The 25006-nt window shown below is 75.5% G+C and carries 7 protein-coding genes; all 7 read left to right on the top strand.

Features of this window, described 5'->3' with window-relative positions:
- Nucleotides 1-214: 214 nt before the first annotated feature.
- The 7 genes from ACIQE0_RS20265 to ACIQE0_RS20235 all read left to right on the top strand — a co-directional run bounded on the left by ACIQE0_RS20265 (nt 215) and on the right by ACIQE0_RS20235 (nt 24947).
- Nucleotides 215-6667 (top strand): type I polyketide synthase, encoded by a 6453-nt coding sequence (locus ACIQE0_RS20265; RefSeq protein WP_402333946.1) that lies wholly within the window; start codon nt 215-217, stop codon nt 6665-6667.
- Nucleotides 6668-6793: 126 nt separating this feature from the next.
- Nucleotides 6794-8635 (top strand): asparagine synthase (glutamine-hydrolyzing), encoded by a 1842-nt coding sequence (asnB, locus tag ACIQE0_RS20260; RefSeq protein WP_402333943.1) that lies wholly within the window; start codon nt 6794-6796, stop codon nt 8633-8635.
- 95 nt (nt 8636-8730) lie between these two features.
- Nucleotides 8731-10386 (top strand): amino acid adenylation domain-containing protein, encoded by a 1656-nt coding sequence (locus ACIQE0_RS20255; protein WP_402333940.1) that lies wholly within the window; start codon nt 8731-8733, stop codon nt 10384-10386.
- Nucleotides 10387-10481: 95 nt separating this feature from the next.
- Nucleotides 10482-12305, top strand: a complete 1824-nt coding sequence (locus ACIQE0_RS20250) for an acyl-CoA dehydrogenase family protein (RefSeq protein ID WP_402333937.1) — start codon at nt 10482-10484, stop codon at nt 12303-12305.
- 78 nt (nt 12306-12383) lie between these two features.
- Nucleotides 12384-22379, top strand: a complete 9996-nt coding sequence (locus ACIQE0_RS20245) for an amino acid adenylation domain-containing protein (protein WP_402333934.1) — start codon at nt 12384-12386, stop codon at nt 22377-22379.
- Nucleotide 22380: 1 nt separating this feature from the next.
- On the top strand, nt 22381-23664 hold the full coding sequence (locus ACIQE0_RS20240; protein WP_366332197.1) for an MFS transporter: 1284 nt from the start codon (nt 22381-22383) through the stop codon (nt 23662-23664).
- A complete protein-coding gene (locus ACIQE0_RS20235) occupies nt 23661-24947 on the top strand; it encodes a cytochrome P450 (RefSeq protein ID WP_402333931.1) in 1287 nt (428 codons plus the stop codon). Before ACIQE0_RS20240 ends, ACIQE0_RS20235 begins: the two co-directional genes overlap by 4 nt.
- Nucleotides 24948-25006: the final 59 nt, after the last annotated feature.

Genomic DNA, 25006 nt, shown 5'->3' with positions numbered 1-25006 from the left:
GACATCAAACTCCGGCCTTTCGCCAAAGATCAGTGATCTAGCTCACTCGCGCCGTTTTCGGCCGGTTTCCCTCCCTCGATCTCGTGGTTGACCACGATGGCCGACGGTCGCCCGGTGGGGGAACGTTGTGATCACCGAGCACCGCCCGTTTTCCGCACCGCGCCGTCCGAACGCGCCGTCGTAGGCGCCTTCCGTACCGGGAGATGCACGCCTGATGAGCCATGAGAACGCCGTCGCCCTGGTGGGTATGAGCTGCCGTCTGCCGGGGGCCCGCGATGTCGCGGAATACTGGCGCAATCTGCGTGCCGGAGCGATCGGCATCAGCCGTTTTGGCGCGGAGGAGTTGACGGCGGCCGGGGTGGACCCGGCGCTCGCCGCGCATCCCGATTTCGTCCCGGCCCGCGGGGCGGTCGCCGGTGGCGACCTCTTCGACCGGGAGTTCTTCGGGTACAGCGCCGCCGAGGCCGCGGGCATCGATCCCCAGCACCGGCTGTTCCTGGAGTGCGCGGCGCAGGCGCTCGACGACGCGGGGCTGGACCCGGGCCGGGTCGGGCAGTGGACGGGGGTCTACGCCGGTTGCGACCGCACGCCGTCGGCGGTCCCGGGCGCGGTCGGCGATCCGGCCCTCGCCACCCAGCGGTTGATCGGTCGGGAGAAGGATTTCCTGGCCACCCGTGTCGCCTACAAACTCGGGCTGTGCGGGCCGGCGGTCACGGTGCAGACGGCCTGTTCGACGGGGCTGGTCGCGGTGCACCAGGCGTGCCGGGCGCTGCTGGGTTTCGAGTGCGACGTGGCGCTGGCCGGTGGTGCCTCGCTGCGGTTGCCGGCGGCCGGCGGCTACCTCTATCAGGAGGGCGGCATCCTCTCGCCGGACGGCCGGTGCCGGGCGTTCGACGCCGCGGCGGCCGGCACGGTCAGCAGCGACGGGGTGGGGGTGGTGGTCCTCAAACGGCTGTCCGACGCTCTGGAGCAGGGTGACCGGATCATCGCGGTGATCCGTGGTTCGGCGGTCAACAACGACGGTGGGGAGAAGGTCGGTTACACGGCGCCGTCGGTGAGCGGGCAGCGTGATGTGATCCTGATGGCGCTGGCCCAGGCCGGGGTGGACGCCGGGGACATCGGTTACGTCGAGGCGCACGGCACCGGCACCCCGGTCGGCGATCCGGTCGAACTGGCCGCGCTCACCGCCGCGTTCCGGGAGAGCGGTGACCCGGAGCTGCCGACCGGCGGGTGTCTGATCGGGACGGTCAAGGCCAATATCGGCCACACCGGGGCAACCGCGGGCATTGCCGGACTGATCAAGACCGCGCTCATGCTCCGGCATCGGGAGTTCGTCCCCACTCCGCATTTCACCCGTCCCAACCCGGCGTTGAAGATCGAGGATTCGCCGTTCCGGGTCAGTACCGAGCACCGGACCTGGGAGTCCGAGGGGCCTCGGCTGGCCGGGGTGAGCTCGTTCGGGATCGGGGGGACCAACGCCCATCTGGTGCTGGAGGAGGGGCCGGTGGCCGGGGGCGGGGACGCCTCGCGGGAGCCGGAGGGCGGCACGCCGCGGGCGGTGTGCCTGTCGGCGGCGTCCCCGGAGGCGCTGGAGACGCTGCGCGTGCGGCTCGCCGACCGGTTGGCCGCTCCCGCGGACGAGGTGCCGCCGCTGCGCGAGGTGGCGCATACGCTGGCCGGGCGCCGGCAGTTCCCGCACCGGCTCACCGTGGTCGCCCGCAGCAGCGCCGAGGCGGCCGAGCGGCTGCGGGCCGCCGACCGCGGCTCCCTGGCCGTACCGCGCCCCGAGGCCGCCTTCCTCTTCCCCGGCCAGGGCACCCTGAAGGCCGGGCACGGCCGGAGCGCCCATGCGCTGCTGCCGGTCTTCCACGAGGTCTTCGAGGAGTGCCGGGCCCGTTGCCGGGCGCGCTTCGGCGTCGAGCTGGGCCAGGTCCTCGATCCGGGCACCGATGCCGGCTGGTTCACCGACACCCGGCATCAGCAGCTCGGCCTGTTCGTCCAGGGCTATGCGCTGGCGGCGCAGTTGGCGTCCTGGGACGTCGCCCCGGCCGCGCTGTTCGGGCACAGCGTCGGCGAGTACGTGGCGGCCACCGTCGCCGGGGTCTGGGACTGGCAGGACGCCCTGGAGCTGGTCTGGGCCCGGGCCGACGCGATGCACCGGGCCGCCCCGGGCCGGATGCTCGCGCTGCGGCTGCCGCCCTCGCAGGCCGGTCCGCTGCTGGGGGACGGGGTGGCGCTCGCCGTCGCCGGCACCGGTCATGTCGTGCTGTCCGGACCGGCCGACCGCATCGAGGAGTTGGCCCGGACGCAGGCCGCGCAGGGCGCCGCCGGGCGTCTGCTGGACACCGCGCACGCCTTCCACTCGCCGTTGATGGCCGACGCGGCCGACGCCGTGCGCCGGGCGGTGGCGGCGGTGCCCGGCCGGGCGCCGCAGGTGCCGTACGTCTCGAACCTGACGGGGAGTTGGGCGGAGCCGGACCGGGCCGGCGATCCGGACTACTGGGCGGAGCAGTTGGTGGGCACCGTCCGGTTGGAGGAGGGCATGCGCACCCTGGCCGGGGCGGGTGTCGGGCTGCTGGTCGAGCTGGGGCCGGGGGATTCGCTCAGCCGGGAGGCGGGGCGGTCCGCCGGCCGTGCCCAGGGGGCCGGCGACGGTCGACCGGAGCCGGCCGGCACTCCGTTGGCGCTTCTCGGGCGGGACCCGGAGGAGGAGTCCACGGTCCTGCTGGGCGGTCTGGCGCGGCTGTGGGAGGAGGGGGTGGCCATCCCGTGGGAGACGCTGCGCCATGCCGAGCCCGCGGTGCGGTGCGCGCTGCCGGCGCATCCCTTCGCTGCCACGCCGTGCGGGTCGCCGGAGCGCCCGGCGCACGGGCTGTCGGCTGCGCCGTCGGCCGTGCGGGAGCCGGTGCCGGCTCCGGTGCGGGAGCCGCTGCCGTCGGGCGGCGGCAGCCCCCTGGTCCGTTCCGCGTGGACGCAGACGCCCGCGGCCCGCCCGGGTGCGTACGACGGTGTGCTGCTGGTCGGTGCGGCCGCGCCGGGACTGGTGGCGCTGGTGGACGCGGGGTCGGCCGATGCTCCGGGTGCGGCGGGTGGTTCCGGTGCGCCGGCCGACGGTGTCGTCGGGGACCCCGGTGTGGTCCGGGCGTCCTGGGATGCCGGGTCGGCCGGGGCCGCGACGGGTGTGCTGGCCGCTTCGGGGGTGCGCGCTCCGCTGGTCCTCGCCGCCCTGCCCGCTGCCGCCGATCCGACCGACCCCGCTACCGCGGCCGTCCTCGACGCCCTGCTCACCGCCGCCCGGCGGCTCGGTGCCCCGCTGCTGCTCGCCGGGCACGATGTGGCGGACATGCCCGCCGGGGACGCCTCCCCGCCGGACGGTGCCGCGCGCACGTCATCGGCCGCGGAGTCCGTCCGGGCCGCCTGGACCGCCTGGGTGGAGCACCATGGCCGGTCCGGTCCGCAGGTCGCGCTGCTCGACCTCGCGCCGTCCGCGGACGGTGCCGCGTCCGGTCCCGTCCGGCTGCCGGCCCTGGACGGCGGCGGCCCGGCGTCCGCGTATGCCTGGCGGGGCCGGAGTTGGTGGGCGCGCACCGCGCAGGGCGTCTCGCTGCCGCCCGGCACGCCCGGTGCCACCGCCGCGGACCCGGCGGCCACCCGCTGGACGGTGCTCGCCGACGGCCGGCCCGACGGTGCCCGGTTCGCCGCCGATCTGGCCGAAGGCGGCCTGCGGGTGGGCGGGTTCGTCGATGTCACCGACCCCGCACCGGGCCCGCACCCGCATCGTGCCGGTCGTGTGGCCGGGGCGGTGGCCGGCGCCCCCTGGCACACGGCCGAGCCGCCGCTGACCCGGCGTTCCGCCCTCAGCCGTGATCTGGACCGCTACTGCGCCGGCCTGGTGGCGCGCCACCTCCTCCCGCGCACCGGCCTCACCGAGCCCCACGGCGGGCAGGGCATGGCCGATGCGGAGCTGCGTCGTCGTATCGACCCGGAGGACCGGCTGCCCGGTCTGGTCCGGTTCTGTCTGCGCGTCCTTGCGGAGGAGGGCTGGCTGCGCCGGGAGCGGGACGTCTGGTTCGCGTCGGGGAACCTCGCCGAGGACGTCGGGGCGGCCCTGCGCGGCGGCGAGCGGATCGGTGAACTCCCGGGCCTCAAGCGCATGCTGGACCATGTCACCGACGCCTACCCGGCCGTCTTCACCGGCGACCGCACCCCCGTCTCGGTCCTCTACCCGGACGCGGACGAGGACTTCCTGCACACCTGCCTCAAGGACAACCGGGTGCCGCTCGACGACAACGCGGCCGCGCTCGACGCGCTGCGCACGGTCGTCCGCACCCTCACCGCCCGGCGCGACGACGAGCGGCCGCTGCGCGTCCTGGAGATCGGCGCGGGCACCGGACGGCTCACCTGGCCGCTGCTCGCCGACTGGCCGGGCCGCCGCGGCGTCGAGTACCACTTCACCGACATCAGCCCGCTGATCGTGCGCCGCGCACGGCAGCGCGCCGCCGAACTCGGCCTGCCCGACATGCGGTTCTCCACCTATGACATCGGGCAGGACCCGGACGCCCAGGGGCTGGTGCCCGGCAGTTACGACCTCGTCCTGGGCTACAACGTCGTGCACGCCACCCCCTCGGTCCCGGCGGCCCTGCGTCATCTGGGCGGGCTGCTGCGGCCGGGCGGCCGGCTCGGTCTGGTGGAGGTCACGGAGATCCCCCGTTGGTCCCATGTGCTGTGGGGACTGGCCCCGGGCTGGTGGGACTTCGCCGACGAGCTGCGCACCGACTCCATCCACCTGGACGCGGCGACCTGGCTGCGGGCGCTGGACGAGGCCGGGTTCGCCGATGCGCGGCCGGTGCCGGCCAGTCTGGACAGCGATCACCTCGTGGTCCTCGCCGCGCGTCCGGTGGCGGACGGTGGTGCCGAGGGCGGCGTCGCAGTGGCCGCTGGGCTGCGGCAGGCACCGGGTGCTTCCCTGGGGGCGGAGGGTGCCGAGGCGCTGCTCTACGTCCCGGACCCCGAGCGCACGCCCGGGGCCGCCGCCCGGTGGGAAGAGCTGCGCGGCGCGGCCCCGTCGGCCGGTTCCGCCTGGGTCGTCACCGAGGATCCGGCGGACTGGCAGAGCCAGCAGACCCGTCGGCTGCTCGATCCGGACCCGCAGGCCCCGCTGTGGGGGCATGTGGAGGTGCCCGGGGCCGGTGCGGTCGGAGCGGCCGATCTGGCCGCGCTGCTCGGCCGTCCGCTCCCCCTCGGTACGCTCCGGTTGACGGGTGCGCTGCACCGCCCGGAGGCGGCGCCCCGCAGGGATGCGGAGTCGGCGCGCCGCCCGGGGGCGTCGGGGGATGTCGCCGCGTCCCCGGAGGCGGCCCCGGTGGAGCGGGAAGCGGCCGGTACGGCGGTCTCCGGCACCGCGGGGTCCGTCCCCGCGGCGCCGCCGGAGCCGGCCGCGGCCTCGGATGCGGCGGCTCTCTCGGGGGCACCGTCGGGGGCGGCCGCGCCGCATCCCGCAGCCGACGCCCTGCGCACGGCCGTTGCCGGTGTGTGGTGCGAGGTGCTGGGCGTCGCGGAGGCGGCCGAGGCGGACGCGTTCGACCGGCTCGGCGGGGACTCCCTGATGCTCGTCCAGCTCACCGGCCTGATCCGCAACCGGCTCGGGCATCGCGTCTCCGCGGTCTCCCTGCCGCGCGAACTGACCTTCGCGGGGCTGCTCGCCGCGGTCCGGGAGGTCGCCCCCGCCCCCGCCCCGCAGCCGGCCCCCACCCCGGTCTCCCCCACCGCCGTCTCCGTCCCCGTCCCCGGCCCCGCGCCGTCCCCCCTCCCCGGCCGCCTCACGCTCCTCAGGGACGGCGGTCCGGGCACCCCCCTGTTCCTCATCCCGCCCGCCTCGGGCAGCAGCCTGTGCTACCGCCGGCTCGCCGATCACCTCGACGACTCCCGGCCGGTGTACGGCGTCGAGTCGCCCGGTCTGCACGACGGCCGGCGGCCGCCTTCCCGGCTGACCACCTACGCCGCGCACCATCTCGCCGCCATCCGGCGGGTGCAGCCGAACGGCCCCTATCTGCTGGGCGGTTGGTCCTTCGGGGCGATGGTGGCGCACGAGATGTCCCGGCTGCTGGAGGCCGCCGGGGAGCGGGTGGAGCTGCTGGTGGCCATCGACGGCTTCCTGCCGCCGACCAGGGGGCTGCCGGTCGGGACGCTGCCGTCCTGGCTGCTGCCGAGCGTCGGGCTCCAGTTGGAGGCCCGGTTCCCGCGCGGCCGGATGCTGCTGCGCGGTGGTCCGGGGCGGCGGCCCGCGGCCGACCGCGGCCGGTTCCTGAACCTCCTGCGCGACGTCGCGCCGCTCGGCGGAGCGGCACCGGCCGGTGAGGTGGCCCGGATCGGGGAGGTGGCCGGGGTGGCGGCCGATGCCGGACCGGAGTACGTCCGCGTCCACAACGCGAGCATCACCGCGATGCTGCGTCACCGCCCCCGGCCGGTGGCGGGACGGCTGCTGCTGCTCAAGGCGGGTGCCGACGCGGCGCTGCGGGCCCGGCTGACCGGGCGGCTGGGCGCGCTGTACGAGGGGGGCGTCGTGGTCCGTGCCGTACCGGGCGACCACTGGACGGTGCTCGGGGCGCAGCACGCCCCGGCCCTCGGCGCCGAGATCTGCCGCGCCCTGAGCGTCCCGCAGGACTGACCCCGAGGCCGTACGGCCGGCCACCCCGTGCGGCGGGAACCTGCCCGCCGGTTCGCGGGGCGGCGCATCCGCCCGCCCCGCCCCCTATTTCCGCCCCCTGTTTCCGCCCCTATGAGGAGAAGCACGATGTCCGGGATCGCCGGCTGGTGGGACCACCAGCGTGATCTGACCGATGAGGGTTTCGCCGTCGCGGCGATGACCGCCCGGCTGGCGGCGCGCGGCCGGCACGGCGAGGGCCGGTGGTCCGAGCGCCGTCTGGCGTTGGGGCTGCGCGCCGACGGCGGTGACCGGCAGGCCGCCGCCGGGCCCGAGGTCGTCATGGCGGACGGCCGGACCCTGGGGGCCGTCGTCTTCGACGGGGCCCTCACCAACGCGGCCGAGGTGCGGGCCGCGTTGGCCGCCGCCGGCCGTCCCGTCGGCACCCGGAGCGACGCGGGCACGGTGCTGCACGCGGTGCTGGCGTGGGGGGCCGGTGCGGCGGAGCGGCTGGCGGGGCTGTTCGCCTTCGCGGCCTGGGACGCGCGCAGCGGCGAACTGCTGCTGTGCCGCGACCGGCTGGGCGTCAAACCGCTGAGCTACGCCCGGCTGCCCGGCGGCGGCCTGGCCTTCGCCTCCGAGCTGGCCGCGCTGTTGGAACATCCGCTGGTACCGGCCGAGTTGGACCTGCCGGGCCTGTGTGCGGTGCTCTCGCAGGTGCGTGCGGCGGGCCGTTCGGTGCTGCGCGGGGTGCACGAGGTCCGGCCCGGGCATGTGGTGTGCGTCCGGGCCGACGGCGTCACCGAGCGGCGGTACTGGGGGTTCGAGCCGCGGCCGCACGAGGAGGACCTCGACGGGACGGTGCGGACCGTGCGCGGGCTGCTGGAGGAGGCGATCGACCGGGACTGCGGGGCGGGCGGTCCGGACGGGCCGGCCGTACCGGCCGTGCTGCTCTCCGGCGGGCTGGACTCCAGTGCGCTGGCGGGCGTCGCGGCCGCGCTCCGGGGCGGTCCGCCGCGCACCTTCACCGTGGACTTCGGCGGCGACCGGGCCGTGCCGGCGCCCGACCGGCCGTTCGCCGAGGACGTGGTGCGGTATCTGGGCAGCCGCCACCAGGACGTGCTGATCGCGCCGGGCACGCTGACCGACCCGGTCGCCGAGGCCGCGGTGCTCGCCGCCCGGGACGCCCCGAACCCGTTCGGCGACAAGAACCTCACGCCGTATCTCTTCTACCGTCGGGTCGCGGAGCGGGAGCGGGTGGCGCTCAGCGGGGAGGGCGCGGACGCGGTGTTCGGCGGGCCGGCCGGGGCCGGGGAGCCGGACGGCGGCCCCGGGCGGACCTTCCCCTGGATCGAGCGGGCGCGCCGCCTCGGGATGGCCGACGGCATCGGCAACGGCCTCTTCGACGCGGAGCTGCTGCACCAGGCGGATCTGCGCGGGCACTGTGCGGCGCGCTACGAGGAGGCCCGCGCCGAGGTTCCCCATCTGGCGGGCGCCTGCGACGACGACCGCCGGGCCCGTGAGACCTCCTACCTCACCCTGACCCGGTTGTCCGAGCAGACCCTTCAGCACTCCGAGCGCCTCGCCGCCGCGGCCGGGCTCGAGGTGCGCTTCCCGTTCGCCGACCACCGTCTGGTCGACTATCTCTACAACGTCCCCTGGCGGTTGAAGTCCTGCCACGGTCAGGAGAAGGACCTGCTACGGGTCGCCGCCCGCGACGTCCTGCCCGAGTCCGTCCTCACCCGGCGGAAGGTCCCCTTCCCGATCGCCTACCACCCCGCGTACAAACAGCGGTTGACCGACCGGCTGCGTGCTCTGCTCGCGGACGGTTCCGCCCCGGTCCGGCCGCTGCTGGACCTGTCCGCCGCCCGGCGGGTGGCCGAGGAACCGCGTCTGCTGGACCGGGGCGGCTGGCTCGGCCGGGCGGATGTGGAGTCCGTGCTCCAACTCGATGCCTGGTTGCGCCGTCTGCCGGTCCGGCTGGTGCTCTGACCGCCGGCCCGGCCCGCCTCCCGTCCGTCCGCGCCCACCGACCAGCGAAGGCCACCGCCATGACACCGGCACACGCCATGACAGAGGGACACGCCATGACAGGGACCCCCGGGACACCGGTGCCGCCCGCGCCCGTCCTGCTTCCGCACCTCTTCGACGCGCAGGCCGCCCGGGTCCCGGACCGGACCGCGCTGCGCGACGCGCACGGTGCGCTGACCTATGCCGAAGCCGCGGACCGGGCCGACCGGTTGGCGGCCCGGCTGCGCGCGCTGCTGCCCGCCGGCGGCGGCCGGATCGGTCTGCATCTGCGGCGCGGCGCGGACACCGTCGTGGCCATGCTCGCGGTGCTCAAGAGCGGCCATGCCTATGTGCCGTTGGATCCGGCGTACCCGGCCGAGCGGCTGGAGTTCATGGCGCGGGACGCCGCGCTGTCGCTGGTGCTCTCGGACGGGGAGGTGCCCTCGGGGCTGGCGGAGCTGCCCGTGGTCCGCCTGGACGCGGCCGAGCCGTCGGACCCGCCGGCCGCGGTGGAGGTGCCGGGCGGCCCGGACGCGGCCTCCGCCACCGCGCACCCCGATCCCTCCTCCCCCGCCTATGTCATCTACACCTCCGGCTCCACCGGCCGCCCCAAGGGGGTGGTGGTCCCGCACCGCAATGTGCTGGCGCTGGTCCGTGCCTGCGACGAGCGGTTCGCGCTGGGGCCGGACGATGTGTGGACGATGTTCCATTCGGCGTCGTTCGACTTCTCCGTGTGGGAGGTGTGGGGTGCGCTGGCGCACGGCGCCACGCTCGTCATCGTCCCGGAGGAAACCGCGCGTTCGCCCCGGTCCATGCTCGACCTGCTGGTGCGGGAGCGGGTCACGGTCCTCAATGTGGTGCCGTCGGTCTTCCGCCACCTGGTGCGCGCCGTCCGCCCGGGTGTCACCCCGGCCCCCGGTCTGCGCTATGTGGTCTTCGGCGGGGAGTCCATCGACGTGGCCGATGTGCGGGCCTGGCGGCGGGCGTTCGGCACCGCCACCCGCTTCGTCAACACCTACGGGATCACCGAGGCCACGGTCCTGGTGACCACCCGGCCGCTGACCGACGCCGAGTTGGACGGCGATCCGGGCGGTGCGCCGTCCGCCGATGCCGCCGCCGGTTTCGCCCTCGACCTCGGTGAGCCGCTGGCCGGGTGCGAGATGCGGGTGCTCGACGAGGACGGTGAGCCGGTGCGGGAGCCCGGGCAGATCGGCGAGATCCACGTGGCCGGCGGCGGTGTGGCGCTTGGCTACCTCGGCCGGCCGGAGCTGACCGCCGAGCGGTTCGTCACCCGCTCGGTCGGCGGCGGCCCGGCGCGCCGCTACTACCGCAGCGGAGACCTGGCCCGGCTGCTGCCCGGGGGCATGCTGTGCTACGCGGGCCGGGCCGACGACCAGGTCAAGATCAATGGCTTCCGGATCGAACTGGGGGAGGTGGAGGCCGCGTTGCGCGGTCTGCCGGGCGTCCGCGACCTCGTCGTGGTCAGGACCGTGAGCCGGGTCGGCGAGCCGATGATGACGGCCTGCTGGACGGCGGCCGAGGGCACCGACCCGGAGGCGACCGCCGCGCAGCTGCCCGAGGCCGCCCGCGCCCGGCTGCCGCGTCATCTGGTGCCCGGCCGTTTCACCCGGCTTCCCGAGCTTCCCCTGGGGCCGTCGGGGAAGACCGACCGTCGGGCCCTGGCCCAGCGGCTCTCGGCCGCCCCGGCCCGGCGCGCCGCCCCGGTCGTCTGACCGCGGGCCGCCGCCCGCACCGCCGACGACCGTCAACACACTCCCGATGTACCGGACTTCACCCCGCTGCCCACACCTCCCGCAAAGGAACGCCCGTGGCTCATCCCACCCGCAACTTCATCAGCGACCCCGGCCGGCCGAGTTTCCTGGAGGAGCTGTACCAGGGGCGGTTCCGCTGGGACCTGCTCCACCCCTTCCCCCATCAGGACACCGTCGATCGCGCCCATGGGGACGAGGTGGTGTCGGCGCTGCGGGAGTTCCTGCGCCGGCGGGTGGACCCGGTCGCCGTGGAGGCCAAGGGGCAGCTGCCGGACGGTCTTGTCACCGAACTCCACGACCGCGGCTATCTGGGCCTGCAACTCGACCAGAAGCTCGGTGGTTTGGAGCTGTCCCACTTCAACACCTTCCGGGTGCTGGAGGCCGCCGCCGGCTGGTGCTTCCCCGTGGCGTTGGTCCTGGGCATCGAGAACTCCGTCGGCGCTCCCGCGTTCCTGCCGGTCGTGCCGGAGGGCCCGCTCAAGGAACTGCTGCACCGGCACGTCACGGCCGGGGGGCTGTCCGGCACCGCCGACACCGAGCCCGACGGAGCCGCCAACCAGCGGCGGTTCACCACCGCCGAGCCCGTCGAGGACGGGGCCGCCTACCTCCTCAACGGGCACAAGGTCTTCGTCGGGCACGCCCCGGTCGGCACCCTCTTCAGCGTGACCGCCTCCGTCGTCGACGAGGACGGTGCCGCACAGAACCGGGTGTTCTTCGTCGAGGCGGACACCCCTGGTTTCGGCAACGGCGCAGCGCAGGAGTTCTCCGGCATCCGGGGCTTCCCCAACGGCTGGATCACCCTCGACAACGTCCGGGTGCCGGCCGGCCACCAGCTCGTGGAGGCCGAGGGGCCGCACCGGTCCCGGCTGACCCCGGCCGTCTCCCGGCTGGTGATGCGCGGCCGGCTCCATATGATCGTCGCCCCCTCGCTCGCCGTGGCCAAGCGGTGCCTGCACTGGTCCAGGGAGTTCGTGAACCGGCGGAGCGTCGACGGTCGCCCCCTCGGGGAGTACGAGGAGATCCGGCGGCAGCTGGCCGAGTCGCTGTCCGAGGCGTTCGCGATCGAGAGCGTCGCCCGGGCCGCGCTGCTCGCCGAGGACGGCGGGCCGGCCCGCAATCTCGCCTTCGAGCAGAACGCCGCCAAGAACATCGGCTCGGTCATCGCCGGGCGGATCGCCGACCGGACGACATCCCTGCTGGCGGCCGAGGGGTACGAGACCGCGGCCAGCAAGGCCCGGCGCGGCGCCCCGGCCCTGCCGTTGGAGCAGGCCGTCCGGGACGTCCGCAACATGCGGATCTCCGGCGGCGTGGACTTCCAGATCGACAACTGGATCTCGGGCCGCAACATCCTCTCCTACTACTACCCGGAGCCGGACCATGCGCAGGAGCTGGCGGCCGGCCCGGCCCCGGCCGCGGACCCCGGGGACGCGGTCCTGACCGTCCGCAACCGCGCCCATCTGGACACGGTGGCCGCCGAGGTGCACCGCTTCGGCCGCACCTGTCTGAGCCTGGCCCGCCGCTGTCCTGACCGGGCCCGACTGAGCCTTCAGGAGCGGGTGTTGATCCTCGTCTCGCAGCTCAGTGCGGAGCTGCTGACCATGTCGACGGTGCTCGCCCGGGCCGCCGGGATGAGTGCGGCGGCGGCCGACGGCCACGGCGACGAGGGGGACGGCGACGGGCAGCGGCTCGCGGATGTGTACTGCACCGCCGCCCGGCACCGGCTGGCCGATCTGTGGCAGCGGCTCGACCACGCCGTGGCCGAGGGCGACGGGTCCGGTGACGGGGCCGGCGGGGGCACGGCGGACTTCGCCGGCCTGAGCACCGCCTGGCTCGCCGAGACAGGCCCCCGCCACCTCTCCGACGACCTCCCCACCGCCTGAACCAGCGCCCGGGTCACCCCCGGAACCACCCCTGACCACGCCACCGCCCCGACCGGGCGCTGACGCGAGGAGCAGCAGATGACCATGCGCCCCGGCCCGGAGAGCGCCGGCCCCCTCTCGCCGTGCCCGGTGTACGAACCCGGCGCCCGGCAGGTTCCGCTGTCCGTCGGCCAGGAGGCCATGTGGGTCTCCTGGAAGCTCGACCCCGGGCAGTGGATCCACATCATCCCGACCCCGTTCCGGGTCCGCGGCAGCCTGGACCCCGACCGGCTCCGCCAGGCCGTCACCGCGCTCGGCCAGGCGCATCCGCAGCTGCGCGCCCGGATCGCGGAGACCGTCGAAGGACCGGTCCTGACCTGGGAGGACGCCCCGGACATCCCGATCGTCGAACACACCGTCACCGGTGGCCCCGACGAGGAGATCCGCCGCGTCTGGCAGCGTCCCTTCGACCTGCGCCGCGGGCCGCTCGCCCGGATCGACGTCCTGCACGGCCCTCACTGGACGGTGCTGCTCCCCTCCGTCCACCACCTCGTCCTCGACGGCGCCTCGGTCCTGCTGCTGCTCGACCGGCTGCGCCGGGCCTACGCCGGGGAGCCGCTCGACGTCGCGGACGCCGGCCCGGTGCTCGCCGCGTTCGCCGCCCGGTCCCGGGAGTTGACCGACACCCCCGCCGGCGACCCCCACCGCGCCTACTGGCGCGAGACCCTGGGCGACGACCTGCCCGCCCTCGCCCTCCCGGCCTCCGTCGACGAGCCCGGCTACACGGTGCTGGACACCATGATCCCGCCGGAGCTCACCGCCCGGCTGCGCGTCCGCGCCCGTGAACTGGGCGTCTCCTATGTGACGGTGCTGTTCGGCGGTTACTTCGCCCTGCTGCGCCGCTACTGCGGGCAGGACGACCTGCTGTCGTCCATCCCCTTCCACGGCCGCGTCGACCCCGCCACCCGCGAGACGGTCGGCTACTTCGTCAACGCGCTGCCGTTCCGTCACCAGGTGCGCGGCGAGGACTCCTACGCCACGGTGATCCGCACCCTGCGCACCGGTCTGCGGACCGCGATGTCCCACGGCGAACTGCCGCTGCCGGCGATCCTGCGGGCGGCCGGCCTGACCGGCTGGGAGTCCCGCGCCCGCAGCCACGGGACCGTCTTCCAGTACTGGCACGCCGGACTCCACGCCGACCTGGACGTCCAGGACCTGCGGCTGCGCGCCGGGGACGGCGATGAGTGCACGCTGTCCCTGCTCGGCATGGAGAGCAGCGCCGACTACACGCTGGCGGTGATGGTCCGGGAGGACAGCGGCGGCACCCATGTGCTGTGGAAGGACCCCGCCGGGGCGGTCGGTGCGACCCTGGTGCGGATGCTGGCCGACGACTACACCACCGTCCTGGAGGCCATCGCCGACGATCCGGACGCCGCCGTCGGCACCGTCACCGACCGGGTCGCCACCGCGCACGGGACCGTCGAACCGCGCCGGATCGCGGCGCTGCTGGCCACCCACCCGGCGGTCCGGCGGGCGGTGGTGACCCCGACCGGCGGCGGGGCGGACCTGCATGCCCGGCTCGTCCTCGACGGCGACGGCGAGGGCGAGGGGGCCGCCGCCGACGTACTCGCCCTCGTACGGGCCGAGTTCGGCGAGCGGGCGCCCCGGGTCCGGGTCGAGACGGTCCGGGAACCGGTCCGGCAACCGGTGCGGGAGGCCGTCGCGGCGTCGTCCGCCGCGGCGGAGGCGCCCGCGCTGACGCACCTGGTCGGGCTGTGGGAGGAGGTCCTCGGTATCGACGGGATCGTCCCCGACGACTCCTTCTTCGAGCTGGGCGGGCATTCGCTGCTCGCCGAATCGCTGGTGCTCGCGGTGTCCGAGAGCCTAGGCCGGGAGGTGCCGCTGCGGGACCTCTTCGAGTACCCGCGGCTACGGGACTTCGCCGCCCACCTGGGCGTCCAGGACGCCGAACCGGAGCCCGATCCGGAGGTGTTGCCATCGCCATCGCCATCGCCGTTGCCGTTGCCGTTGCCGGAACGGGAGTCGGCTGCCGCGGACCGGTCCGGCCCGCTCACGCCCCCGCCGACCGACCGGTCCGCCACCGCGGACCGGCTCTTCCCCGCCGCCGGATTCCAGCAGCGCATCTGGCTCGCGGAGCGGATCGAGCCGGGCACCGGCGCGTACAACGTGCCGTTGGCCTGGCGCGTGCCGGGTGCCCCGCTGGACGCAGGCACCCTGGCCCGGGCGCTGGAACTGCTGGTGGCGCGGCACGAGATCCTGCGCACCCGTTTCGTCGAGCACGCCGGCCGGCTGCACCAGCAGGTCGGCGAGCCCTGGGCGCCCCGGCCCGACCATGTCGATCTGCGCGCCGCCGCCGATCCCGAGGCCGCGCTCCAGAGCCGGCTGAACGAGGCGGCCGGCCACCGCTTCGACCCGGCCGGCGGGCGCCTGCTGACCGCTGCGCTGCTGGAGACGGGCCCGGACGCGCAGGTGCTCTTCCTCTGCCTGCACCATCTGGTCTGGGACGGTGAGTCCGCCGGCGTCTTCCTGCGCGAACTCTCCGCCTGCTACGACGAGGCCGCGGCGGAGCGCACCGTGGAGCCGGAGGTGTCCGCGGCGGAGGCGAGGGGCGACGCCGGGACCCCGTCCGCACGGCCGGCAGGCGCGGACGCCCCCACCGACCACGCCCTGTCCCCCGCCTCCGCCCACCAGGAACGCATCGCCTTCATCGACCAGTTCGAGAAGGGCACCGTCTATCCGACCGCGCCCGTCTACCACAACCTCCCGCTCTACCTCCGTCTGGAGCAGGCGCCCGAAGCCGCCCGTCTCCAGGGCGCGTTGGACCGGGTCGTCGCCGCGCACGAGGCGCTGCGCACCGACCTCCGGGTGGTCGACGGCACGACCGTGCAGCGCGTGCATGCGCAGGCCCGGGTGGTGCCGCAGTGGTTCGGTTCGGCGGCCGAGGAGGCCGGGGAGGTCCCCAAGGCCCTGCGGGCGTGGGCCGTGGAGCCGTTCGACCTCGGCGGCGGACCGCTGCTGCGGGTGGCCGTCCAGCCCTCGCCCGAGGGCCCGGTGTGGCTGGCCCTGCTCGGCCACCAGGCGGTCGCCGACCGCACCGCGCTGCGCATCGTCGCGGAGGACCTGCTGACGGCCCTGCGCGGTGCACAGATCACCGGCAGCAGCTACCGCGGGTGGCTCGCCGACCGGTCCGAGGCGGAGCGGCGGTCCGCCCTCGACGCGCGGGCCGCGGCGCTGCGCGGCGACCTCGAACCGCTCCGCCTCCCCGAGCGCCGCCCGCGCGCCGCCATCCACGTCTACCAGGAGCAGACGGTCCCGGTGGAACTCCCGGACGATCTGCCGGTGGTCGCCTTCGCCGAGTGTGCCGGTGTGACGTGTGAGGACGTCCATCTCGCCGCGTTCGCCGCGCTGCTCGGCTGGTACTCGGGCCAGGAGGAGATGGTGGTCGGCGCCGCCCACCACGGCCGTCGGGCCGCCGACCGCCGGGTGGTGGGGCCGCTCGCCAATCTGCTGCCGCTGCATCTGCGGCCCGCCGTCGGCGCCACGTTCGAGGAGCTGGCCGCCCAGGTCGCGGCGGAGTTGGCGGCCGCCCGGGAACACGACCGGGCGCCGTTCGACGAGTTGGTCCGCCGGGTCGACCCGGCCAAGGACATGAGCCGCACCGCCCTCTTCGACGTGCTGTTCACCTGGGCGGACGAGGGCACCGGGGAGGCCGGCGCCGCCACCGAGGTCGTGGAGACCGGCGCCGGGCACGGCAAATACGACCTCCATCTCTTCCTGCCCTCCGGCGGCGGGGCGGCTCGCGGTGCAGGCCGGCTGGTCTTCAACGCCCACTATTTCGACGCGTCCCAGATGCGGCTGATGGCCGAGCACTACGTCCGGCTGCTGCGCGCCCTGCTCGCCGCGCCCGGGCAGCCGATCGGCGCCGCCGAGCCGCTGACCGAGGCCGAGCACCAGACCCAACTCGCGGTGTGGAACGCCACCGACGCCGCCTATCCGCAGACCACGCTGCACGCCCTGGTCCGCGACCAGGCCGACCGGCGGCCCACGGCCCTCGCGCTCACCGACGCCACCACCGCCGCCCCGGCCCACCACACCTACCGCGAACTGCTGGACCGGGCCGAGCTGTTGGCCGCCGGGCTGGTCGCCCGCGGGGTGCGGCCCGGTGAGCGGGTAGCGCTGCTGGTGCCCCGCGGCGCCGCACAGGTCGAGGCGATGCTCGCGGTGCTGCTGGCCGGCGGCGCGTACCTGCCGCTGGATCCTGCGCTGCCGGAGGGCCGCAAGGAGTTCATCCTCGCGGACTCCGGCACCCGCTGGGCCCTCGTACCCGACGGAGCCGACGAAACCGGCGCTCCTGAGGGCTCCGACGGCCCCGAGGAGCGGCAGCGCAGCGGTCTCGTCCCGGCCGCCTTCACCGGCGAGGCCCTGACGCCGGCCGCGTTGGCGAGGGCCGCCGCCACGGCCCCCGACGGGCCGGCGGTCCGGCTCCCCGCCGTCAGCCCCGACGCCCCGGCCTACTGCATCTACACCTCCGGTACCACCGGCCGTCCCAAGGGCGTGCTGCTCAGCCACCGCAACGCGGTCCGGCTGCTGGTCAACGACCGGCTCCCGTTCGCCTTCGGCCCGGCGGACGTCTGGACGATGTTCCACTCCTACGCCTTCGACTTCTCCGTGTGGGAGCTGTTCGGCGGGCTCGCCCACGGCGGCCGCGTCGTGCTCGTCCCGGAGGAGGACGCCCGCGATCCGCACCGCTTCTGGCAGCTGCTGCGCCGCGAGCGGGTCACCGTGCTCAACCAGACGCCCAGTGCCTTCCGCCAGTTGCTCACCGCCGAGCAGCGGGACCCGGACCCCCTCGACCATCTGCGTTATGTCGTCTTCGGCGGTGAGACGCTGCAACCGTCCCTGCTGGCAGGATGGTTGGCGCACCATCCGCACATCCGGCCGGTCAACATGTACGGCATCACCGAGGGGACCGTGCATGTGACCGCGCACACCGTCACCCGGGCCGACGCCGAGCGCGGCGCCAGCGTCATCGGCACCCCGATCCCCACCACCACCGTCCATCTCCTCGACCCGCGCACCGGACGCCGGCTGCTGCCCGTCGGGGCGGTCGGTGAGCTGTACATCGGCGGGGAGGGCGTGGCGGCCGGCTATCTCAACCGGCCCGAACTGGACGCCGAACGCTTCGTCCGCGACCCCTTCGGTCCCGGCCGTCTCTTCCGCACCGGGGACCTGGCCCGCTACCGGCCGGACGGCGCGCTGGAGTTCCTCGGCCGCGCCGACGCCCAGGTCCAGCTGCGCGGTTACCGCATCGAGCCGGGTGAGATCGAGGCCCGGCTCCGTGAGCACCCGGGCGTGGCCGACGCCGCGGTGCTCGTGGAGGACGACCGCCTCATCGGCTATGTGCTGCCGCACGGTGCGCCGCCCGCCCCGGACGAGCTGACCGCCCACCTTCGGGCCACGCTCCCCGCGTACATGCTCCCGGCCGCCCTGCGCAGCGTCGCCGCGCTTCCGCTGACCGCCAACGGCAAGCTCGACCAACAGGCCCTGCGCGCCGCGGCGGTGGCGCTGGAGGCCCCCGAGGGGCGGGCCCCCACCACGGACACCGCCCGGGCGCTGGGCGGGCTCTGGGCCGGTCTGCTGGACGTCCCCCGGGTCGGCGCCGACGACTCCTTCTTCGCCCTCGGCGGGCACTCCATGCTCGCGGTGCACATGCTGAGCCAGGTCCGTGAGCGGTTCGGCCCCACCCTGCCCCTGCGCACCCTCTTCGAACGCCCGCGTCTCCAGGACTTCGCCGACCATTTGGACGACCTGGACGCGCAGACCGGCGGCCGCGCGGACCGGCAGCCGGAGCCGTCCGGTGCCCCGGCGGCGGACCCGGCCGGTGCGCCCGCGGCCTCCGGATTCCAGGAACGCATCTGGCTCGCCGAGCGCTACGCCCAGGACACCGCCTACAGCATCATCCTCGCCTGGCGCGCCCCGGACGGCCTGGACCACCGGCTGCTCCAGGCGGCCCTGGCCCGGCTCATCGAGCGCCATGAGATCCTCCGCACCGCCTTCGCCGCACACGGCGGACGGCTGCGCCAGCTCATCGGGCCGGCCTGGGTCCCGCGGCTGGAGCACCTCGACCTGAGCCGGGCGGCCGATCCGGACACCGCCCTGCGTGCCTGGGCGAACGAGCAGTCCGCCCGCCCCTTCGACCCGGCCGCCGGCCGGCTCCTCCGCCCCGCCCTGGCCGATCTCGGCCCCCGGGGCCATGTGCTGCTGCTCTGCCTCCACCACCTCGTCATCGACGGTGCCTCCGTCCCCGCGTTCCTGACGGACCTTCAGCAGTGCTACCGGGCAGCGGCGGACGACACCCTTCCGCCCGCCGCCCCGCCCGCCCAGTACCGCGACTTCACCGCCGCCCAGGAGGCCGAAGGCGAGAGCCCCCGGCGCGCCGCGGACCTGGCGTACTGGCAGCAGCACCTCGCGGGCGCGCCTGCCTACGCCGCGCTGCCCGCCCCCGACCGCCCCGGTCCGCACGGCGCCGTCCCGTTGGATCTGCCGGCCGACCTGGCCGGCCGCCTCCACCCGGTGCAGCAGGAGCACGGCCTGTCCTGGTTCATGATCGCGGCCACCGCGCTGGCCGCGGTGCTGCACCGCACCACCGGTGAGGCCGACCTCGCCTTCGGCGTCCCGGCCTCCCTCCGCGAACGGCACGAACGGCGCGAACGGCCCGACACCGGCGGCCTGTTGGGTCCCTGCCTGAACACCGTCGTCCTCCGCTCCCGACCGGCCCCCGCGGCCACGCTGCTGGACCTCCTCCGTGCCGTCCGCACCGAGGTCCTGACCGCCCACGAGCACCGCGGCGCCCCGTTCGAGGAGGTCGTGGAGCGGCTCAACCCGGTGCGCGAGCCGGGCCGCACGCCCTATGCCGACATCACCCTCAACATGAACCTGCTCACCGACCGCACCGCGCGCCTCGGCCCGGGCACCCTCACGCCGTTGCTGCTGGAGCCCATCGGCCGGCGGGAGACCAAGTTCGCGCTCACCATCACCCTGGCCGAGCAGGACGGCCGGCTCAGCGGTGCGGTCTCCTACCGCGGCGACCGGGTCCCCGCCGCCGAGGCCGCCCGCCTCGCCCACCGCCTCTCCCACCTCCTGCGCGCCTTCCCGGAGGTCCTCGACCTCCCCCTGGAACGGCTGCCGCTGGACGCCGGCGGCCGGTCGGCAGCGCCCGATCCGGCCACCACCGCGGCCCTTCCCGTCGCTCCTCAACGGCGGGTGCAGTACCGGGACTTCGTCGCCGTGCAGGAGGCCGAGAGCGGCAGTGCCGAGCGCGCCGCCGACCTGGCCCACTGGGAGCGGCACCTGGCCGGCGCTCCGGAGTACACGGAGTTCCCGGCCCCCGCCGCACCGGGCCCCAACGGCTCGGTGGTCGTCCCCCTCCCCGCCGGTCTGCCGGACCGGTTGCGTCCGTTGCAGCAGGCGCACGGTTTCACGCTGTACCAGGTGGCGGCGGGCGCGCTGGCGGCCCTGCTGCACCGCTGGACGGGCCGGGACGACGTGGTCTTCGCCGCCCCGCTGACCCACCGCGACCATCCCGACTTCGTCGAGCTGCTGGGGCCGTGCCTGAACATGGTGGTGCTCCGCTCCCGACTCGCGCCGCAGGCCACGCTGTTGGAGCTGCTGCATGCCGTCCGCGGTGAGGCCCTCACCGCCTACGAGCACCGCGGTGCCCCGTTCGAGGAGGTCGTGGAGCGGCTGAACCCCGCCCGGCGTCCCGGCCGTACCCCGTATGCGGATGTGACGCTCAGCCTGGAGACCGCCCCGGTCCGCCCGGCCCGGCTCGGCGGCAGCCCGCTGGTGCGGCTGCCGCTGGCCGACGACGGTGTGGGCTACCTCGGCAAGCTGGGGCTGACCGTGGTGGTGTCGCAGGCCGGCGACACGCTCGGGTGCCGTATCGCCTACCGGGGCGACCGCTACCGCCGCGCCGATGTCGAGCAACTGGCGTCCCTGTTCGGCCACTTGCTCACCGTGCTGCCCGACTGCCTGGACTCCCGCGTCGACGCGCTCGACCTCGTCGGCGGGGAGGCCGGTGAGGCGGCGGGCCCCGCGGGGAGATCCGGGAAGGGGGCGGCGGCAGGAGTCAGCGGCGGCGGGGACGTCGAGCGGCTGCGCCGCTGGGAGAGCGGCGGTTCCCCGGCGCCCGCCACCACCGTCCCGGCGCTGGTGGCCCACTGGGTCCGGCACACCCCGCACGCCCCGGCGGTCGAGACCGCCGCCGGTGCGCTCAGCTACCGGGAACTGCACGAGCGGGCCATCGCGCTGGCCGCCCTGCTGCGTCCGCAACTGCGGGCGGCCGAGCCGGTGGTGGCGCTGCTCTTCGAGCGCGGCGCGGAGCTGGTCGTGGCGATGCTGGCCACCTGGTACGCGGGCGCCGCGTTCTGCCCCGTCGAGCCCACCGCGCCGCCGGCCCGCATCGACGCGCTGCTGGCCGACCTGGACGCCTGCGCCGTCCTGACCACCGACGGCCACGAGGCCGCCGCCCGGCTCACCGCCGCCGGCCGCACCGTCCTGACCGTGCGGCCGGGCACCGCGGAGCCGTCCGCGGCCCCGGACCACCCGCAGGCGCCGGCCGCCGAACGCGGCGCGCCGCCCGCCCCGGCCCCGGACGCCCTGGCGTACGTCGTCCACACCTCCGGTACCACCGGCGAGCCGAAGGGCGTGGCCGTCCGGCATCGCGGGCTCGCCCAACTCGCCCTGTGGGGGCGGGAGTCGTTCGGGATCGGTCCCGGCGACCGGGTCGGGCAGCTGCTCGGCGTCGCCTTCGACGCCACCCAGTGGGACGTCTGGTCCGCCCTTGCCTCCGGCGCCTGCGTCGTGCCCTACGAGGGGCCGCTCGCGGTCACCACGCTCCCCGGGTGGCTGGACCGGCGGCGCGTCTCGGTCGCCTTGCTGGCCACTCCGCTCGCGGAGTCCGTCTGGGCCGCCGATGCGCCGCTGCCGCATCTGCGGTGGATGGTGGTCGGGGCCGCGGCGCTCACCCGCCGGCCCCCGCGCGGCACCACCTACCGGATCCGCAACGCCTACGGCCCCACGGAGTCCACGGTCATCGCGCTCACCCACGATCTGACCGCCGACGCCGAAGGCCCGCTCAACACGCTGGGCCGGCCCATCGCCGGTACCGACGTCCAAGTGCTCGACCCGGACGGCAACCGCTGCCCGGCCGGGATCGCCGGGGAGATCACGCTGAGCGGTGCGGGCACCGCGGCGGGCTACTGGCGCCGCCCGGACCTCACCCGGAGCAGCTTCGAGTCCGCCGCTCCCGAGGGCGCCGGCGGCACGCCGCGGATCCGCTACCGCACCGGCGACCGCGGCCGCTGGCTGACCGACGGCACCCTGGAATACCTGGGCCGCCTCGACCGCCAACTGAAGCTCCGCGGCTACCGGATCGAGCCGGGCGAGATCGAAACGGCGCTCCTTGCGCACCCGGAGGTGGCCGCCGCGGCCGTCCACGGCGATCCGCAGCGCTCCCCCGCCCTCGTCGCGTATCTGGTGCCGACGGGCGTGCACCGTCCCGGGCCCGCCGAACTGCGCGAGCGGCTCCGCATCCGCCTGCCGTCCCATATGGTCCCCGAGGCGTTCGTCTGGCTGCCCGAGCTGCCGCTGACCGCCGCCGGGAAGGTCGATCCGACGCGCCTGCCGGTGCCCGGCCGCGCCGACCTCCCCGTGGCCGCCGCCCGGACCGCCCCTTCCGACGCCACCGAGAAGCTGATCGCCCAGGCGTGGACCGAGGTCCTCGGCCGTACCGAGGTCGGGGTGCACGACAACTTCTTCGACCTGGGCGGTACGTCCCTCACCCTGGCCGCCCTGCACGCGCTCCTGGTGGAGCGCCTCGCCGCCGAGCTGCCCCTGGTGGCGCTCTTCGAACACCCCACGGTCGCCGCGATGGCCCGCTCGCTGGCCGCTCCGCCCGGGGCGCCCGCCGGATCGGCCGGGGCGCGGAACAGCGCCCTGCGCGAGCGCGCCGCGCGGGCCCGGCAGGCCGCCTCCCAGCGGGCCGCGGCCGCCCGTCGCGGCCCGAGGGACTGAGATGACGGCCGCCCGCCCGACCACCGGGACGCCGTCGACCCGCCGCGTGCTGCGCACCGTGCTGTCCGCCGAGGTCCTGTCGATGACGGGGTCCCAGCTCAGTGCGGTGGCCATGCCGTGGTTCGTGCTGGAGACCACCGGGTCCTCCGGCGCCATGGGCCGCGTGATGGCCGCGCAGATGATCGCGGTCGCCGTCTTCGGCGTCATGGGGGCCGCGTTGGCCGGCCGTCTGGGGCCCCGCCGGGTGATGCTCCTGTCCGACCTCACCCGCGGGCCCCTGGTGGCCCTCGTGCCGCTGCTGCACCACGCCGGGCTGCTGCCGCTGCCGGTGTTCATGGTGCTGCTGTTCGCGGTCGGCGCCTTCTACGCCCCGTACACCGCGAGCCAGCAGGCGCTGCTGCCGGCGTTGGTCGGCGACGACGAGGAGCAGCTCAGCCGGGCGAACGCCCTGCTCCAGGGCGCCACCCGGCTGACCGTCCTGCTGGGGCCGCCGACGGCCGGTGTGCTCATCGCCTGGCTCGGCGCGTCGACGGTGCTGGTGCTGGACGCCGCCAGTTACCTGCTGTCCGCGGCCCTGCTCCGCCACGGCCTGCCCCAGGCGCTCGCGCTTCCCGCCCCGACGGTCCGGCCCCGTATCCGGGACGCGTTCGGCGCCCTGCGCCGCGACCGGCTGCTCTCGCACTGGACGGTCGGGCAGATACTGGGCGAGACGACCTGGCAGGCCCTGTTCGCCATGCTGCCCGTGCTGGCCCTGCTCCACTACGGCGGCTCGTCCGCGCTCGCCGGGCTGCTGCTCGGGGCGTTCGGGGGCGGCGCGCTGCTCGGCACGCTGCTGGTCGGCCGCGCCCTGCGCCGGTTCTCCGCCACCCGGCTGACGCTCTACGGGCGGCTCGGGCAGGTCGCCGCCTTCGCCGTACTCCCGCTTCCGCTGGGCCCGTTGGGGCTGACCGCGCTGCTGGCGACGGCCGGTCTGCTCAACGGTCTGTCCAACGCGCCGATGGTCGCGGTCCGCACCACCCGTATCCCGGCGCCGCTGCGTTCGGCCACGCTCACGGTGATCGCCGCCGCCGGTCTCACCGGCGGCACCCTGGGTCTGCTCGGCGCCGGCACCGCGGCCGAATCCCTTCCCGTCCCCACCATCTTCACCGCCCTGGCGGTCCTCCAGGCCCTCGCCGGTGTCTTCTTCCTCCTCGGCGCGGCACAGGGCCGCCGTACCCCCTCGCCACCGACCACCACGTCCCAGCCCAAGGACCACACCCACCCTCCCGAGGAACGGACGCCATGACCACCACGGACGCCGAAGACCACGGCCGCACCGCGCCCCCCGGCACCTGCCCGCACCACCAGGTCGACACCCGCGCCCTCACCGCCGACTTCACCCAGGACCCCTACCCCACCCTCGACGCCCTCCGCGCCGAGGGGCCCGTCCACCACGTCCGTCTGCCCAGCGGCGCCGAACGCTGGCTGATCACCCGCTACGACGATGTGGTCGCCGCCCTCGCCGATCCCCGTCTGAGCAACGAACTGGCCCGTGGTCTCCAGCAGGCCCTGCCCCCCGAACCGCTGCCGCCCCGCTGGCAGGTCACCCTGCGCACCAGCCGGCTCCTGGGCCGCGCCATGGCCAATCTCGACCCGCCCGACCACGACCGGCTGCGCAAGCTGGTCGTCCGGGCCTTCAGCGCCAAACGCGTCGAGTCCCTGCGTCCCCGGATCCAGCAGGCCACCGACGCCCTCTTCGACGCCGTCGCCGACCGGCCCGAGTTCGACCTCATCACCGCGGTCGCCAACCGGCTCCCCATCACGATGATCTGCGAACTCCTCGGTGTGCCGGACTCCGACGCCGAGCTGTTCCGCACCGCGGCGAGCGTCCTGGGCGGGTTCCAGGCCGATGACGAGGCGGCGCTGCGCACCGTCGCCGCCCTGGACGCCTTCGACGCCTACGTCCGCAAGCTGATCGCCACACGCCGCACCGCACCCGGCACCGATCTGCTCAGCGAGCTGGTCACCGCCACCGCCGACGGCACGGCCCTCACCGACGACGAACTGGTCAGCATGGCGGGCCTGTTGCTCTTCGGCGGGTACGAACCCTCGGCCCAGCTCATCGGCAACGCACTGCTCGCCCTGCTCCAGCACCCCGACCAACTGGCCGCCCTGCGCGCCGACCCGGCCCTGCTCCCGGGCGCCGTCGAGGAGGCCATCCGCTACGACGGCCCGGTCAACCCGGGCCTGAGCCGCTATGCGCTGGAGGACGTCGAGATCGGCGGTACGACCATCCCCAAGGGCTCCTACGTGATCGTCGGTGTCGCGGCCGCCAACCGCGATCCCGCCCACTGGCCCGCTCCGGACCGCTTCGACGTCACCCGCGGCGCCTCCACCCGCCATCTCGGCTTCGGTCACGGTCTGCACTACTGCGTCGGCGCCCGACTGGCCGCCCTGGAGGTCGAGACCGTCCTGGCCACCGCCCTGCGCCGCTTCCCCCGGCTTCGCCTCGGCATCCCCGCCGACCGGCTCCGCCACCGCGACGGCTCCGTCCGCGGCGTCCACGAACTCCCCCTGCGCGTGGACTGACCCACCCCGCTCCCCGCCACACGGCACCGGCGGGCGGCCCGGCCACGGGCCCCCGTCGG

It is taken from the genome of Streptomyces sp. NPDC093097 (genome assembly GCF_044754325.1).
Taxonomy (GTDB): Bacteria; Actinomycetota; Actinomycetes; order Streptomycetales; family Streptomycetaceae; genus Streptomyces.
Note: the sequence above shows the minus strand (reverse complement) of the source record. Positions and strands in the feature narration are given on the sequence as shown.